At 41.8% G+C, this 17338-nt stretch carries 8 protein-coding genes and 1 other annotated feature; of the genes, 1 reads left to right on the top strand and 7 read right to left on the bottom strand.

Annotated features, from left to right (window positions below; genetic code table 11):
* Positions 1-175: 175 nt before the first annotated feature.
* Positions 176-658 carry a nucleoside 2-deoxyribosyltransferase gene (locus FD12_RS02430; RefSeq protein ID WP_056981491.1) on the top strand — a complete coding sequence of 161 codons (483 nt, stop codon included), beginning with the start codon at positions 176-178 and terminating at the stop codon, positions 656-658.
* A gap of 67 nt (positions 659-725) precedes the next feature.
* Here the strand turns inward: FD12_RS02430 and FD12_RS14135 are convergent, their stop codons facing one another.
* From FD12_RS14135 to FD12_RS02395, 7 genes are all read right to left on the bottom strand, one after another.
* Complete coding sequence (locus tag FD12_RS14135) at positions 726-3743, bottom strand: DUF5776 domain-containing protein (RefSeq protein ID WP_056981489.1); 3018 nt, start codon at positions 3741-3743, stop codon at positions 726-728.
* Positions 3744-4107: 364 nt separating this feature from the next.
* Positions 4108-8241: a DUF5776 domain-containing protein gene (locus tag FD12_RS14335; RefSeq protein WP_307725450.1), complete on the bottom strand. Its 4134-nt coding sequence runs from the start codon at positions 8239-8241 to the stop codon at positions 4108-4110.
* Between the two features lie 221 nt (positions 8242-8462).
* Positions 8463-11090 carry a DUF5776 domain-containing protein gene (locus tag FD12_RS14075; RefSeq protein WP_186825953.1) on the bottom strand — a complete coding sequence of 876 codons (2628 nt, stop codon included), beginning with the start codon at positions 11088-11090 and terminating at the stop codon, positions 8463-8465.
* 210 nt (positions 11091-11300) lie between these two features.
* Entirely contained in the window at positions 11301-12521 is a 1221-nt protein-coding gene (locus tag FD12_RS02410) for a cation:proton antiporter (protein ID WP_054747651.1), read from the bottom strand.
* 69 nt (positions 12522-12590) lie between these two features.
* Positions 12591-13973 (bottom strand): branched-chain amino acid transport system II carrier protein, encoded by a 1383-nt coding sequence (brnQ, locus tag FD12_RS02405; protein ID WP_056981487.1) that lies wholly within the window; start codon positions 13971-13973, stop codon positions 12591-12593.
* A gap of 214 nt (positions 13974-14187) precedes the next feature.
* Positions 14188-14439, bottom strand: a binding site (T-box leader).
* 94 nt (positions 14440-14533) lie between these two features.
* Complete coding sequence (locus FD12_RS02400) at positions 14534-16300, bottom strand: phosphatase PAP2 family protein (protein WP_056981485.1); 1767 nt, start codon at positions 16298-16300, stop codon at positions 14534-14536.
* Positions 16301-16572: 272 nt separating this feature from the next.
* Positions 16573-17214 carry a helix-turn-helix domain-containing protein gene (locus tag FD12_RS02395; protein ID WP_056981483.1) on the bottom strand — a complete coding sequence of 214 codons (642 nt, stop codon included), beginning with the start codon at positions 17212-17214 and terminating at the stop codon, positions 16573-16575.
* Positions 17215-17338: the final 124 nt, after the last annotated feature.

Raw genomic sequence — 17338 nt, 5'->3', positions numbered from 1 at the left:
TCTATCAGTATTGTAAACTAAATCGAATTGAAGCACATCTACATCGCTTTGATGATACCGCAAATTGATTAACTTGGGATGTCAGTTTCCCACAAAACCAGAAAAATATCGAGATTAATGACAATTTTGTTCGGATTTCGTGTACAATAATGGTAAACATAAGGAGGATTTACTCATGGCAGCCTATAAAAACAAAGTATATCTCGCTTCACCGTTTTTTAGCGATGGTCAAAAAGATCGGATCGATCAGGTGATTACGCTATTGAAGCAAAACCCTACGATTGATAATGACGCAATCTTCAATCCGCAGGAACATCAATTTGAACAAGAACCATTTGGCAGCTTTAAGTGGCAGGACGCCGTCTTTGCTTCGGATATGCGCCAGGTTCACAAAGCAGACGTCGTTGTTGCCATTCTGGATTATCAACTCGAGGACGGCTTAACCGAACCGGATTCTGGAACCATTTTTGAAATTGGCTCAGCCCATGAAGCCAACATCCCCGTCATTATGGTTCAATTTGGCGAAAACAGTCAGCTCAACTTAATGCTGGCGAGAAGTTATACAGCCTTCTTCAATGGCAAAGATGATATTCAGGGATTGAAGGATTACGATTTCAATAACCTTGAACAGAAGTATACAGAGAAGAAAGTACTCTAATCAATCACAACCGCAAACTAAAAACGCCTACCATTTTCGGTAGACGTTTTTAGTTTGCGATTTGTTATTAGTAATAAGCTTTAACAAATTTAGAATTACCAGTGATATAACCACCGGCAACCTTGTATCTCAAGGCACCCACGTTGTTGACACTGTTAGCGTGTGAGAAGTCATAGCGCTGTACCTTAATCTTCATCCCCTTCTTGATGTGGCGCTTGTTGCGTTGGGTCAAGTTGACGGTCTTATAACGATTGATCGTCTTCTTAACTTTGACGTAACGAACTTGCTTGTGCTTGCCCATCTCGACGAGTTTGCGGTTCCCAGTGACGTATTGGCCATTGCTGAGAACGTAACGGGTGGTTAAGTTGTGCTTAACGAACTTGGTCACATGAAGGACCGTGCCTTGCTTGTAGTTGCGGACTTTGCCAGTCAGGTTGACATTGGTATAAGCATTAACCCCACGCGGATTAATGACGGTCAATGTCTTGTGACTGCTCTGGTAGTAAACCGGACGAACGTAAGCCCATTGAGCGGTGATGTAACCCTTCTTACCCTTGTTCTTGGTTAAGTGGTTAACATCGCGAACCTGGTAACGTAGGCGACCATTCTTAGAATGACTGTAACCCGTTACCACAAACATTGGTCGATATACCCGCGGCTTCCGTGAATAGCCAGCCCGGCGTTCATTCTTAGAGAAGGTATTGTTCTTGTACAGGTAAATCTTCTTCAATGAGTAAACGGCTTCACCTTTCTTGGCAATTGGCTCAGAAGGCGTTGATGGTTCTTCAGGGGTTGGGGTAACAGGAGTTGGGTTTGGTGTAGGAGTCGGCGTTACAGGCGTTGGATTGACTGGGGTTACTGGAGTTGGAGTTACCCCTTTCTTGTGTACATAAATCTTAACTGTTTTCGGTGAGTCTTTCGTATCAGGGAAAAGACAATCGTTACCAATCGGCTGCTTCATTCCGTTTGGAAGCCCTGATGTCAAGTACTCGTAGCCATCTGGCATATTCTGTTTTACAAAAGCACTACTTGTTCCCTTTGGTAAATCTTGATTAAGTTCATACTTAGTGCCATCAGAGGCTGTCCAAGTAGCTGAATTTCCTGGCGTGCCAGTATCTGAATATGATTTTCCAACTGTTCCAACTACCTGACCATTTTCAACATCTACAAACTCAAAATTGAGCAAAGTATCTGTAGCATCTTTGTCAGTTGAAATGTATAATTTCACCATCTTATTAGGGCTTCGATATTGATACTCTTTTCCGCCAACAGTCACATCATTTGTTGCATAGATATAACCCACATATAAGCCTTTTGTCAGATTGTCAGCTGCAAGATCCTTGGTAATGTTAAATGATGCGGCATCAGAACCAGTGGCAATCTGAATTTGTCCATCGTCATCTAATTCTGGCTCAGGATTTCCATTAGCATCAGTCGAAGATGATGAAGAAACAACTTTTTGGAATAAACCATCAAAATCATAATGTAATGTAATATTTTTTCTATTTACATTACCTGGGTTGGCATTATTGTTGAAATCGTAACAATCCCGAACAAAAGTATCATTATTGGAAATTGATTGACCACTATCATCTTTCCAGTATCCAAATCTGATTAAACCCGTTCCATCACCCGTAAGGCCTGGTTCAGTAGTCGCATCATATGGATATGGGTTATCACCATTTGCAACGGAATCTTTGAAATAATTCTTTCCGTCCTTTTGGTTGCTCATCTGAATCAACTGTTCTGCAGTTCTACCGATTGCATTTTCATTTTCATACAAAACCGGTTGAAAGGCTGCCGCATTTGGATCACTAAAGAACATGTGTGCCTCATACGGTTTATCAGGTAATGCAATTGAATCAGGGATCTTGGCTTTGTCACTAGCAGGATCTCCGGTAAGAGAAGTTGTTACATTTGCCCAATCACTAGCATCCTTTGTAAGAATTGGCATTGCAACGTTCAAAGCAATTCCTTGATCCTTTTCGGGGTCTAAGCTGTCTATCCCGGCTTGATTAAGAGTATAAACTAACTTTGTATCTGTTGACTTGGTTTTATCTAATTGCCAATTGCTATCTGGTGTGGTTGAACCCGATCGATAGACGCCTAATGGCGAAGAATCCTGAATATCGAATTTTGCCTGACCAGATTTAGAACCTACAATTTGAACCGTCCAAGTCAAATCTTTATAGCCATTGGTTCGATCTTGCATTTGTTTAATCGCATTAGTTCCGGTTACATATGATTTCGGTAAAGCAATTTCGGAATATCCTATAAACGCGTTCTGACTGTATAAATACATAATATTTTTACTGTTTGTACCAGGATCTAAACAATCTTCATTGATTCTGGTTACATCAGAATACCCATTATCTGCATATGGCGTACCATCTTTAAAAAGGTCAGGGAAGGGTAATCCAGCTTTATTCTTAAAGATCATTTGGGTAAATTGTTTATAATCCCCATGGCTATCATCAATCACGTTGTTTACTTTAAAGGTTTGAGTATCATAATCATGCTCCTCACCATTTGCAGGTTTGAAAGCCGATTGAATCGTATAATTAATAGGATCTTTATTTTCGCTAGCTTTTGATGTATTTACAGAATTTTTTGACGGTTTCATGTTGATGGTGACAGTGGGCTCTACCATACTACTGTAGTAATCTGTAGGAGCATTTCTATTTGCGGTCAAAATAACATAAGTATATTTGCCATCGGAGCTCTGTTTAGTAGCCACAGAAAAAACGTTACCAGAACTAGATACATTGAGTGGTTGGATACTTGAATCGACCGAATTAGTATCGGTGTCGATGCCAGGCTTGCCACCTGTGTTAGAAACTTTAAAAATAAATTGATCCCCGTAATTCAATTTCTGATTCTTTGCAAATTTAAAAGTATACTGAAACGAAAGATCATTATTATATACCGTATCCTGATTTAATGTGGTGTTTTTAGTTGGCGTATTGTCATCAGCACTAACTGAACCAGCCACAAACATTCCAGTAAATAGTATGACTGATAATGTAATCAACACATACTTAATTAGCCTCCCAATTGGGGTTGGGCTGCAATATTTTCTAATCATAAATAATGCCCTCCTAATGACATTTATTAATTTATGTAGGTAAACATGTTCCCTCAGCAATCCGCTCTACTTGTAATGAACCAAATTCCCCGTTGTTCATTCCCCCAAACCAAGTAGGATACTATACATTAATAAGTGGCATGTTGTTTACCCATACATTTATAATATAACTCGGAAAGCATTATGGCAACCAATCACCATGTCTAAAAAGATATCATCGTTCGATCTGTATCCGTGAACAGGCCTACTTTAATGGGTTAATTGTTGATCTCCCTTTACTATTAAAAAAATCAAAACAAATCAAAAAGGATTCAGCAATTTTTGAACTGCTGAATCCCTTTTGATCTAACCAATATTTTCCAAACTAATAATAAATCTTCACATATTTAGAATTTCCAGTAATATAACCCCCGGCAATTCGATACCGCAATGCACCGTGCTTGGTAACACTATTAGCTTGAGAATAATCGTAATTCTTAATCCGAATCTTGGTGCCCTTCTTAATGTGCTTATTGCGCTTGGTTAAGTTGACCGTCTTGTAACGGTTGATATTCTTCTTCACTTTGACGTAACGAGGCATCTTTTGTTTGCCCATCTTAACAAGTTTGCGGTTTCCAGTAATGTAGTTTCCGTTACTCAAAACGTAACGAGTCGTTAAATTATGGTGAACAAACTTGGTAACGTGAAGTATTGTACCTTGCTTGTAATTGCGAACTTTATTCGTCAGGTTCGTCTTCTTATAAGCATTAACCCCTCGTGGATTAATCACCGTCAACGTCTTGTGTTTACTTTGATAATAAACAGGACGAACGTAACTCCAATTAGCAGTGATATAACCCTTCTTGTGACGGTTCTTGGTCAAGTGATTGACATCGCGAACCTTATATCGCAGATGGCCATTCTTAGAATGACTGTAACCTGTTACCACAAACATCGGTCGGTAAACCCGCGGCTTACTTACATAGCCAGCCTGGCGATCTTTCTTGACGAAGGTATTATTCTTGTACAGATAAATCTTCTTCAAGGCATAAACGGCTTCACCTTTCTTGGCAACCACACTTGGTTCAGTTGTCGTCGTTGGTTGCGGCGTTGGGGCTGGAGTTGGTGTTGGTGAAGGTGTCGGCGTCGGTTTAGGATTTGGTTCTGGTGGCGTTGGGTTGACGGATTTCTCATATTGATAAACCACGTTAACCAGCTTATCCTTTGTAAATATGCCAATTGGCTGACCAATTGTTTTAACTAAGCGATATTGTTCATTGGCTAATTTCTTTTGAGTCTTTATCACATCAGCATTTTTAGTCAAGTTATAGCGGTAACCGCTAATTCCACTAAAATCAATATCTGAAGCAATCGACTGGCCTGATTGATCTTGGAACTGTGCCACACCAGATACCTTGGATGTATTATCGGTCTTCTTGTAATAAAGTTTAATGACATTTTTAGTTAAATCACGACTAACGGTGATTTTATGATCTTGGCTGTCTACGGGCTGATAACCCTCAATTGGATAATCGGCTGCGTTTGCACTAAATGAGTCACCAATCTTTTGATCAGCAACAACAGTCGGCTGCTTACCTACGATTGGCTCATTAGTCGCTTGGTCATAGTACTGAATTGTAACATCAACATATGGTTGTTTGGCAAAGACTTTTGCTGGATGAGACTCAGTAATATCATCATTATTACCACTAGTTCTTACGAAGAACGAATTAACGGCCTTTGCCTTGTCGGCTAATGGATCAGTCTTTGAAATATCTGGAACTTTTGAAGGATAGGTGAACTCAATTTTCTGTCCCATCTTCAATACTGTCCCGCTCTTTGCCTTCAGCCTAATCATCGTTACTTTCTCATAATTATTGTTAGGAACTGAATCAGAAAACTTCACTTTACTTGACGTGTAATTATTCAAAATCGGATAGAGGACTTTATCAGTTGAGTATGAGACCGTATAGCCGGCCGGAACCTGAACTGGCCCTGTTAGAGGTAATTGGGTGTTAGAACCTCTGGAATCTCCCTTTTCAGTTTTATCACCTGCATAAGGCAAGACACTGATCGTATCCAGATATGAATAATCTCGGAACCCATCATTAATTAGTGATGAATGGAACATTAACTTATCACCAACATAAGCACTATTACCAGTATCTTGAACAGGCGTGCCATACTGCCCAGTTTCTGGGTTAAATATACTTACTAGAGTAGAATTAACCAACTTTCGATCTGGTAAATACGTGTATCCTTGCTTGTCAGAAATAATCGCATTACTATTGGCTGTGTTTTGGTAAAGGCCATAAACATCAGGTGTTTTATTGGCGTTAGAATTAACTCCAAAATCGGTTTTTGATCCAGCCTTACCATTATTATTATCAAGGACAAAGAATGCCGAAACATTGTATTGACCTGAAATAACTGAATCATCAGCAGCTAACGGCAATTGATAAGACACAGTTGATCCACTATCATTAAAATCACTTGGATTGGTAATATCCGCGGTAATGGCTGTGTACGAAGACCCATTATAATTCGGTTCAACCTGAATGTTTTTGAGATTCTGAACATCTCCTGGATCCTTAGTATCATAACTAACGCCATCGGGAACGATATAAACCATCCGGCCATTCTTTGGTTGAAGCTTTAAATTTTCATTATTATTAACAATGAACCTGAAGTTGGCCTTAAGCGGGTGACCACCAAGCATTTGGTTACCAGCTTGACCAATTAGAGTCAAACCATCACTATAATCCATATTAATTTCTGGGACATCTTTGGTTAACCCAACATAATCGCTATTTGAGTTACTATCGTAATCTGAAGTTGATTGACTATAAGAAGCATCCAAATCATTGCTATAGTCTTGTTCTGAATCGCCGCTACTCTTAAAATCATTAATAGCATCTTCGGTCATATGTCCAGTTAGTTGAGCCTCAAACTTGCCCGCCAGAGAGCCATCAGTAAACTTCACCGGTGCAGTTTTAGAATAGTCGACCTTGATACTGGTGTAATTTCGTTCAGTAAACGTCAGGGGTGTCCCAAATTTCACGGTACCCAATTTTACCGTTTTATCTGTGTTCCCATCTTTATATGTCCCATAGACTTCATTATTATCCAATTTAGCCTTCATTGAGTCATCAAATGAATCATCATTGATAAACGCTAACTTATTGGTCGGATAATCAAATTCAGGCTTGTCGGTAAAACTGCTTAATGTAACTGAGTTATTTCCTGTACCACCGGTATTATTAATCCCATCTGACCAGTATTGAGAGTCGATAGGCCACAAGGTTGAAATGATTGGTGTATCCTTTGTGACTTTCCCGGCATCGGCATATCGACTATTAATACTTCCACCAAATTGCATAGATTTATCCGGGTAGGCTTTAAAATAGTAGTCATAGTGAGGTGGATTATAAACGCTTAACGACATTGAACCATCACTAGAATCAACGGCACCCTTCGGACCAGTAACATTTAGCTTCAGCGGAACAGATGTACCAGCTTCATAACCCTTGGGAAAAGTAGCGGTAAAGCCACCCAATGACACATACTGATTAGATGCAGAAGCGTTGGTTGTGTCAATATTAACCGTTTGCGTCAACGTATTATTAGTTGAATCCAGTTTCCACGAACCCAGATTAGAAACCTTGTAGCCTTTCGGAACGGTTAATGTAAATGTATACTGTCCTGGTTCCGTTCGTTGGCTAAAGTAATAACTTGCACTACTAATGTTCTGATCGCTATTATCAATTAACTTGTTATCCTTCCAAGCACTGCTACCTAATTCATTATTAGTAGTGGGGGCTTCAACACCGCTTGGATTATCCGTTATTGGAGTTATTTTAAAATTCTCATTATCTAATAACAGATTGTTCTTACTGTCATAGAACTTTACTGGAACTTTATATGGTCCCTTGTTGTCCCCATTGGTTGATACTTTACCAGGCTTTAAGGTTGCAAAAAATGGAATTCCAACATGGGCCCCACTTTGGATCGTATTGTAATCTAAATTAATAACATAATAATTTCCATCCGTAGTCACGGTTGCTGGAGTTTTTAAGAATCCACTCTGTGATACATCATTAGGATCAACAGATTCGAAGTCATCCTTATTCAGATATACTTTAGCGTGACCATCAACGTAGTCTGGACTGCTTCCTTGAACATTTGAGTAAACTTGTAACTTAATCAAATCACCAGGGTAAAATGGTCCTTCAGTTCCCAAATCATCATAGATCAAACCGCTATCTGTTAAATCCGAACTACCAGTTACAGCAGCTTGTGGCCTGCTTACAGGTAACTGCTGACCATTAATAACCCCAGAATCTCCAGATCCGTCATTGCTGGTTGCTGCCGAGTTACTCAACTGAGATATCGGCGTCAACTGCACACCAGAATCAGCACTCACCTTCAAACCAAATGGTATTAAAAAAAGCACAAAAGCAAACACGACAAGCAACAGGGCCTGAACGTTGTGTTTAACATTGTGCAGATAACTATTCATATTTAATTCCCCCTATTTGTATCCATATTCTTCCCTAACAATTACTGTAAAAGCCATCAACTATGGTCCCCGCTATAGTCGATCGACATGATTCTAACGTACACCCGCATAATATAACTGTTATTAAATATAGTCAACCCTGCTAACTATATATAAGTAAATGGAATTACTTCTACAAAAACAGAAGCCCCAGCAAGTTTTTGCCAGAGCTTTTGTCAATATTAATCATAAACTTTCACATACTTCGAATTCCCAGTAATATAACCCCCGGCAATTCGATACCGTAATGCACCGTGTTTGGTAACACTATTAGCTTGAGAATAATCGTAATTCTTAATTCGAATCTTGGTACCCTTCTTGATGTGCTTATTACGCTTAGTTAAGTTCACCGTCTTGTAACGGTTGATATTCTGCTTCACTTTGACATAACGGGGCATCTTTTGTTTGCCCATCTTAACAAGTTTGCGGTTTCCAGTAATGTAGTTTCCGTTACTCAAAACATAACGAGTCGTTAAATTATGGTGAACAAACTTGGTGACATGAAGTACTGCCCCTTGTTTGTAATTGCGAACTTTGCTAGTCAGGTTTGCTTTCTTGTATGCATTCACACCACGTGGATTAATCACCGTCAATGTTTTGTGTTTGCTCTGATAGTATACTGGGCGAACATAGTTCCAATTTGCAGTGAGGTACCCGGTTTTACCCTTATTCTTGGTTAAGTGGTTGACATCGCGAACCTTATATCGCAGATAACCATTCTTGGAATGACTGTAACCTATTACCACAAACATCGGTCGGTAAACCCGCGGCTTACTTACATAGCCAGCCTGGCGATCTTTCTTGACAAAGGTATTATTCTTGTAGAGATAAACCTTCTTCAAAGCATAGACAGCTTCACCTTTCTTGGCAACCACACTTGGTTCTGCTGCAGTCGTCGGGGTCGTAACCGTTGGCGTTGTTGGCGTACTTGGAGTTGCTGGTGTAACCGGCTGCGTTGGGGTTGTGCCACCGCCACCATTTGGAACCGTCCCGTCCTTAGCAATGTAATAAATGATTGAGGCTTGTTTAGCCGGCCAAGTCGTTGGCAATGGGGTTTGCACTTGCCCACTCTTAAGTTCACTGGCAGTTGCAGTATGATAACTATTCGGCATGTTTTCATTAATCCAAAGTTGCAGATTCAACCCACCTTGAGAAGGGGTCACCGTTGTAATCGGATCGCCAACTTTATGATTGTAACCAGGAACTTCAATTGTTCTCATCGTATGGGTCGGATCTGCTACATCGACATAGTGAATCACAATGTTGGCCGCACTGTCAGGCAGTGGGACAACCTGAGAGTTCTTGACTACAAAAGTTGTTTTCTTAGTTGTTTCATTACCCTGGGCGTTTTTGGCCGTGATCTCCAGTGTATACGTACCATCAACCGGATGGGCGGGATCAAACACATTTCCATCATACTTTGCGGTAAACGTGTACCCTGCGGCAATAGTTTCGTCACCAACTAATGGATTGGCTGGATCGTGAGCATCTTCAACGAATTGTTTCACAAATTCCGGCGAGGTAACGGTTCCTAACACGAAGTTAAAGTCAGAATCAAGTGCCTTACTAAGATCTGCCGTTTTTGTCCGCAGATCCAATGTCGGAGTGTACCCGGTCTGATCTGGATTCACATAGCGCATTTGAACCGAGTGCGAACCGGCACTTTGAGTGGCACCGCTTTGATCAACATACTGCAAACTCGTTTGCATCTGGACATAATCAGCCGCTCCAGTTCCCTTTACATTTGCCCGCCAAGGAGTTGTCGGCGTGTAAAATGTCAAATCAATCGACCAGCCAGGATGCATGGCTTCCGTCGAACACTTGAAGACAACGCCCTTACCATCCGGCGTTCTCGTTAAACTATATGTGCCGGGGGTCATCACATCATAATTCACGCCGTGGTACAGACCGCCAGTCCCATAAGAATCGACCCATGGAACAACGGAATCCATATCAATCGTATGACCATCCGTTGGTTCAAGTGTCCAAGTAACGCTCTTTGGCATCGCTGCCTGCACTGGCAGCTTAATCATTCCAAAAGCACTCATGGCATCCTGGGTATGTTGATAATACAGCTGAGCTAACGCACTACCAGTTGCTTCCGTCCGCCCAACATAGTTATCAGTATAGTTTTTTTCGACCTTATCAGCGGCGTTATCTGGAAAGCCACCAAAGCCGCCAAAAACTGCGTGAGAGATTTGATCTGGTGTGTCAGACGGGGTAGTGCCCCCGCCATCTGATTTCCCACTCGTAACCAGGATCGATGAATCAGGAAAATCAATTTTAGCCTGACCGTCTGGCGTAAAGGAAGTTTTGACATTAACCAACTGCTTAGTCATTCCCAGCCCACTCTTAATCGTTCCTGACACCACAATGGATAATTGTTGCACATCTGGCAAATCCCGTTTAGCGGTGACAGTGATCGTTCCACCATTCACAACCAAGTTGAAATCTTTGTTGGGATCGACTGAACTTGTCGTGCTTGATAAATCCATCGTGACTTTTTCCAAAACATCCTGATCCAGGTTAATCGTGAAGACATCGCCTTCATGAACTCTTTCCTGAGAACTGCCTGGTGCATTGAAATTAACCTTGAATTGCGCACTGTTACCAGTTGTTAGCTCGTCACCCTTTTGAAAGTTTGAGCTATACTGCAGCTCAGAGGCGGACACTGGCGGATATGTAGGTTCATCCGCAGCATTAACCACCTTTAAGCAGCCAAGCAGAACAGCTGCAAGGGCGATCAAACTGAATACACCAGTCACAAAGAGCTTGCGCCATTTCTTGCTTTGATCATTACATATTTTCATTGTTTTTCCCCCTGATTCTATAAACAAAGGATGATAGATATTCCCCTATGAGGTCATTATGACACTAATTGGCTAATTTGTGGGAGGGTATTTCAATAAATATAACTCTCAAGATATCAATAATGGCCGTCAGATTCCCTTCTGATAAAGAAAAAACGATCATTCCTTATTTTTTGGAATAATCGTTTAATTTACGGATAAATTCTTCAATTAAGAATGCCCATTCTCGGCAATCCCTTCACCAACGTCCACGGGAAGATCAGCTCTATCATCAGCTGGCAAATGATGAATTGCGTGCTTCAATAGGAATGGGGCAATAATCGTTGACAAAATAATGACTAGGATTAAATCAGAATAGTATGAACCCGACAGCAGCCCTGATGAAAACCCGATTTGGGCGGTAATCAAACCCATTTCACCACGGGAAATCATCCCCGAACCAATCATGTAGCTGCTATGGATATTGAAGCCGTTCATTAACGCACCCAATCCACAACCAAACAGCTTACTGATGCAGGCCAGGAAGGTCAAAATTAGGACAAAGAAGATCGAATTGCCAAGGTGGGCAAATGACATGTTCAGGCCGATGCTGACAAAGAACAGTGGGACAAACACGGCGTAACCGATCGGCTCCATATGAACTTCAATCGTATCCCGGTATGGCGTGTGAGCCACGGCAATGCCGGCAAAGAACGCGCCAACTGCACCGCTCAAGCCAGCAGCATCCGCAGCCCAAGCCATCCCTAAACAAATCACCATCGAAGTGATCGTCACACTATTGGTCATCAACAGGCGCTCGCCAATTTGCATGAGATAGGGAACAATCCAGCGAACCATGAGATAAGTCCCACCAAAGAAGATAACTTGTTCAAGAAAGATCAAAGCAATGTTGGTTGAGGAACCACTGGTTTTAACACCCTCAGTTCCCATGATGCTGATCATGATCGACAACAGGATAACCCCGATAATGTCATCAGCGACCGCCGCTCCCAAAATTGTGGCACCTTCTTTGGTATCCAGTGCTTTGTAGTCCCGCAATACTTCAACGGAAATCGAAACTGATGTGGCGCTGAAGACAACGCCAATAAAGGCTGCCTCTAGTGGTGAAAACGAGAACGCCAACGTGGCGCCGCCAATCATCACAACCGGGAAGATGACCCCAACGATGGCAACGATCACGGCTGGGCGCAAATATTTACGCAGCAGCTTCAAGTTACTTTCCAAGCCGCCAATGAACATGAGGATAATCACGCCAATCTGAGAAAACATGTTCAACATGCTATCCAAGTGAATCCAGTTCAACATGGCTGGACCGACGACGATTCCAACGACAATTTGGCCAATAACCGATGGAACCCCGATTCGATTTGATAAATGTCCTGCCAACGTGGTGAGCACCAGCAGTAAGCAGAGCGCACCGATAAAGGCCATACAATGACTTCCTTTCTTCTAAGATTATGTGTTTTCTCTATTATACTGGTTTTCTATGTGTTGACGGCTTTAATCTAAACTTTGTTGGGTACTTTTTTCGCCCATTAATTCACTGATGAAGTGAATGGCCAAGCCAAGGATCAAGCCAATTGCGGCTGGCAATAACCAATCCATTCCAAGGGATGCCCCTGGTAAAAAGTTATCTAACTTGAGAATTGATTGAGCAAGTGCTGACTTAGAGATAATGGCTGGTGCCGAAGCAATGGCGTCAAGAATTGATGGAATGATAGTGAAAATGGTTGTCCAGATGTATACGCGACGGTCATGCTTGAACAATGGTGAACTGATTGCAAGGATAATCAGGGTGATGGCCAGTGGGTAAAGGAACATCAGCATTGGGGTTGACCATGCAATGATGGTATCCAGCCCAAAGTTTGCAATGATAAATGAGAAGCCGGTTGCAATCATTAACCAAGTTCGATATGAAATTGATGGGAACTTGAGGTGCAATGCTTCAGAAAATGATGTCGACAACCCAACAGCGGTCGTGAGACAAGTCAAGGTTGCCATCATTGCCAAAAGGATTTCTCCAGTGGTTCCTAAGAAATGGTTTGCGATCTGGTTAAACGCAATCCCACCATCGATAGAAGTCTTAAATGACCCAAGGCTGGTTGCGCCCAACCATACCAAGCCGATATAAATGATGGCTTCCAAGCCAATTCCCAACGCCCCTGACTTAATCGTCGTCATGGAAATATCTTTGGCATTGGTTTGACCTAAACTGCGGATCGCTGTGATGATGGCAATTCCAAAGAGCAAACCGGCAATACAATCCATAGTGTTATAGCCTTGAAGGAACCCATTTAAAACAGAACCATTTTGATAAGCACTGCTCGTAATTGGTGCTGTGGAAGCTTTACTGATTGGGTTAGTGAATGCAAAGATAAAGATAATGGCTAATAATGCGAGAAAGGCTGGGTTCAATAATTTACCAATCGAATTTAAAATGCCTGAGGGCTTTCTGGATGCCCAGAAGGTAATTCCGAAGAAGATCAGTGAATAAATGAATAACCACATTGGCTGTTGAGATGGGGCTAAATGAGTTGAAAAGGCAATTTGAAAGGGTGTCGTCGCTGTCCGTGGAGTGGCAAACAACGGTCCTAAAGTGGCACAAACCAGTACCATGAAGAAGGTCGCATACTTGGTGCCAATTGGTTTGGCTAAGTCGTAAATACCATTGCTGTGGGTAACGGCAATCGCAATAATTGCTAACAAAGGTAACAGGGTCCCGGTAAGTAAGAAGCCAATGCCGGCACTAAACCAGTGGGCTCCAGCCAGTTGACCTAAATGAATGGGAAAGATCAAGTTACCAGCTCCGAAGAACATGCCAAAAAGCATTGAGCCAATAATCAGATAATGTTTAAACGTTAATTTCTTTGATTTTGTTTCCATAATGACCGCTCCTTATAAATACATCTAAAATAAATAATTGAAATTTCCGGTAACCGTGTCGAAATGGGTTCTAAAGGGCTGATCCTTATGATCGAAACCCCTGTGTTATTCGGTGACTCGGATAATCCCACCCGATTTTGCTTCAAATAATAATTTTCTCATTTAGATTCCCTCTTTTCTGTACAAAAAAACGTCCCTTGAAATCGATATGACTTCAAGGGACGTTTGCACGTGTTACCACCCAAATTCGCAACAGCCTCACGACTGCTACCTCACCATGTACGGCCAAATCAAATTCAGCGATACACTGGCGCTGTAATGGGCGCTCCCAACAAATACTCACAATACTGTTCGCATTTGTCGCTCGAAGGCTACTTTCATTGCTTAGGCTTTTGAATCGTTCTCACTTACCCGATTCTCCCTGAAAAAAGTCCTAAGAAATTACTCTCCTTGTCTTAGCAAACTCTAATGTTCTTTGATTGAGACTAATATTATTACCTTTACATCCAGATGTCAACCAATTTATGAAAATAATTTGGCAAAAGTGGGCAAATGGTTGTTTATTTAACCACTTGCACGTACTTCTTAGTGTAGTCTAAGTGCCAACCCTTTGGTAATCCTTGAACGTGGGCAAATTTGCCGGAGTGACTCTTAAATGACAAGATCTTCGTTCCAGACTTAAGATTCTTGGCTGAACTCAGCACTAATTTACCACCCAGCTTAGCAGAACCAGAAATCGCAACCTTGTCATTAGCTGCCAAGTTCAACGTTCCCTTGTTTGCTTGGGTGTAATTGCCCTTAACCGTGACAGCCCGTGAATCCAACTTAACAGTTCCATCAGTTAGGTTCAAGCTACCATTACCAAAAGCAGCTTCGTTTTGAGCAACCAGTGAACCGCCTTTAACAGTGGTGCCACCCTGATAACTGTTCTTGCCAAGTAATGCCAATGAACCGGAACCTTCTTTAGTCAAGCCACCTTTACCGGAAATATTGTTCTTCCAAGTATCGTTGGCATCAAAGCCACCCTTAGCGGCGTCCATGTTAACCGTCGTGTTGGTGAGCAATTCGCCAAAACCATTAGCGGCCTTGAAGAGGTTCAAACGACCCCAGCCTTCGGTATCATCGCCCATAGGGTAACCGGATGGCAAGCCAGTCGTGTAAAGAACTTCCCGGCGTTGGATGTCTGACAGGTATGGCAATCTTGTCTTGAGGAGAACTTCAGCTCCCTTTGGCACAACCATTGCTTTAGTGGTGTCGCCAATTGGAGAGAAGCCGTAAGTCAACCGATAAGTGTAATCCTCAAGGTTCTTTTGATAATCACTAAACGTGTCGTCGGCACTCGAATCTTTTTGACTTGGCAAATCAGCCTGTGCATCCTTGTAAGCTTGGTCAGCCAATTGTTGATTGTTTGGATCATTTAAGGTTGCAGCGGTCATTGCAGTACCGATAACTCGACCACCCATAACTGCCAATGGTGAATGCCGGCCAGCGAGGACTCGGTCATAACCGACTTCTGAGGAACGGGTGATTAATTGCTGATAACGTTGTGGGAAAGTGTAAGCCAATGTTTCCCCAGTTTCAAAGGCGGCAGTGGTATGCCCGCTTGGGAAATCGTAATCATTTTGTTTGGCAGCGGCCATGACGTTTGCGAGGTATGGATTAACTTTGACCTGGCTGCTTTGCCGATAAGGCCGGGTAAATTGAATGTAGGCCTTGGGGGTTCCGGTTCCGGACCAGTCGGAATCTTCGGCAGTATCAACTAATTTAACCACCGAACCCAATTTAGAATTCTCATCCGCCCACTTCATCGAACTATAAGGTGAGTCCGCGGGGAGCGGGGCGTCGGGAACGGAATTAAAATCAGTTTGGGCACCAGCATCCTTGATGAATGCGTTGGCGTATGGCCCAAAGCCACTGATTAAATTATAGCGAAGATCGCGGCGATCCGTGAGGTACGAACGATCAATCTCTGCTTGGGATGCCCCATTTGATATCTGGACTGATTTATCAAGATTCTCTTTTAAGAGATCTGCATTCTTTGCAGTCTTGGTTGTCGGATCCCAATAACTGAGGAACGTGTTGTTGAATAACGCAATTGCCGGATTGGTTTCCGGTGTCGTGTTCGTTTTGATGTTCTGCTGATACTGATCAACGAAGTACCCGTATGATGCGGCCTGTGGTGCTAACGTTTTTGCAAGGCTTGAATCATCATTAGAACTACTGGCCTGCGTATTAGTTTCTGCACCAAATAACGCTGCCCCTGATAAAGTGAACACAAAGGCACTCTTAATGACTGTCTGTAAAACCGATTTCCGTTTAGTGATCATGACTAAACCTCCCAAAATATAATAACTAAGAAATGCTTATCAGAACGGCAATAATGAACAATACGGCGAACGCAATTTCCCAACCCAACTTGGGGGTATGCTTGATTTCGTTAATCATCGTTGACATCAGTTTCACCATCTTTCAAATAGTCCCTGATAACCATTCATGAATCATCTTAAGAGTAATGGTTGGTTGTAAATAACTGATAGATTATTTGTAAAAAGTGCGTAAATTTTTGGAACGGAAACCGGAAACTTTAGTTTGCAAACAGCTAGATGCTTGGCCACCACTTCTTTTTTTTCGCTGGCCTGAAGAAAATCACCATGATCAGACTGATCGACAGCAGCATATCCAATATAACTCGGCCAATCATCATGCCTAACGCTTCATAAGTGCCTGACTGAACAATAGAAGAATTCCATGAAGAACTCAAAAAATTAATGACAATATTGACAGCCAACAACATAAAGAAACTGCCAAAAATTTCAAGCAACGTTAATCGCCGTTTCAGATTTACCCAACTCTCGTAAGAAAGAAATACTGCAAGTTCATTGATCAATAAAATCAAAGTGGTGATCGCTGAATGAAAGCCCGGCAAATCATACATATGTAGGTAACTGATAATTAATAGAACGATGTTAAAACGATACGTGGCGATGAAAACCGTTTGCCTTTTCCTAGACCTTGGTTTCTTGGTTCGATCGTCGACAGTCATTTTCGGATCCCGAATTAAATCATCTGTTGATATTCCAAATAAATCGCTCAGTTTGATGAGCATGCTAACATCAGGATAACTGCGTTCATTCTCCCAACCAGAGATAGTTTTTCGAGAAACGTGGAGATATGCTGCCACATCTTGCTGAGTCATTTGCTTATTTTTTCGTAGTCGCTTTAATTTAGTGGAAATACCCACGACTTTCACTCCTTTATTTTCATTAATGGCTTGTTATAAGTATCAGTTGTTGGCAACTTCTTATGCTGGGTGTCAAGGGCAGTTTAAAAATGTAGGTTTTCGGCAGAAAGAAATGTAGGTTTTC

The organism is Lentilactobacillus rapi DSM 19907 = JCM 15042, from assembly GCF_001436255.1.
Classification (GTDB): domain Bacteria; phylum Bacillota; class Bacilli; order Lactobacillales; family Lactobacillaceae; genus Lentilactobacillus; species Lentilactobacillus rapi.
This window is presented reverse-complemented; position numbering and strand designations above follow the sequence as displayed.

Coding starts and splice junctions, on each gene's coding strand:
- FD12_RS02400 (WP_056981485.1), bottom strand. CDS start 16,300: ATGATCACTAAACGGAAATCGGTTTTACAGACAGTCATTAAGAGTGCC.
- FD12_RS14075 (WP_186825953.1), bottom strand. CDS start 11,090: ATGAAAATATGTAATGATCAAAGCAAGAAATGGCGCAAGCTCTTTGTG.
- FD12_RS14135 (WP_056981489.1), bottom strand. CDS start 3,743: ATGATTAGAAAATATTGCAGCCCAACCCCAATTGGGAGGCTAATTAAG.
- FD12_RS02410 (WP_054747651.1), bottom strand. CDS start 12,521: ATGGCCTTTATCGGTGCGCTCTGCTTACTGCTGGTGCTCACCACGTTG.
- FD12_RS02430 (WP_056981491.1), top strand. CDS start 176: ATGGCAGCCTATAAAAACAAAGTATATCTCGCTTCACCGTTTTTTAGC.
- FD12_RS14335 (WP_307725450.1), bottom strand. CDS start 8,241: ATGAATAGTTATCTGCACAATGTTAAACACAACGTTCAGGCCCTGTTG.
- brnQ (WP_056981487.1), bottom strand. CDS start 13,973: ATGGAAACAAAATCAAAGAAATTAACGTTTAAACATTATCTGATTATT.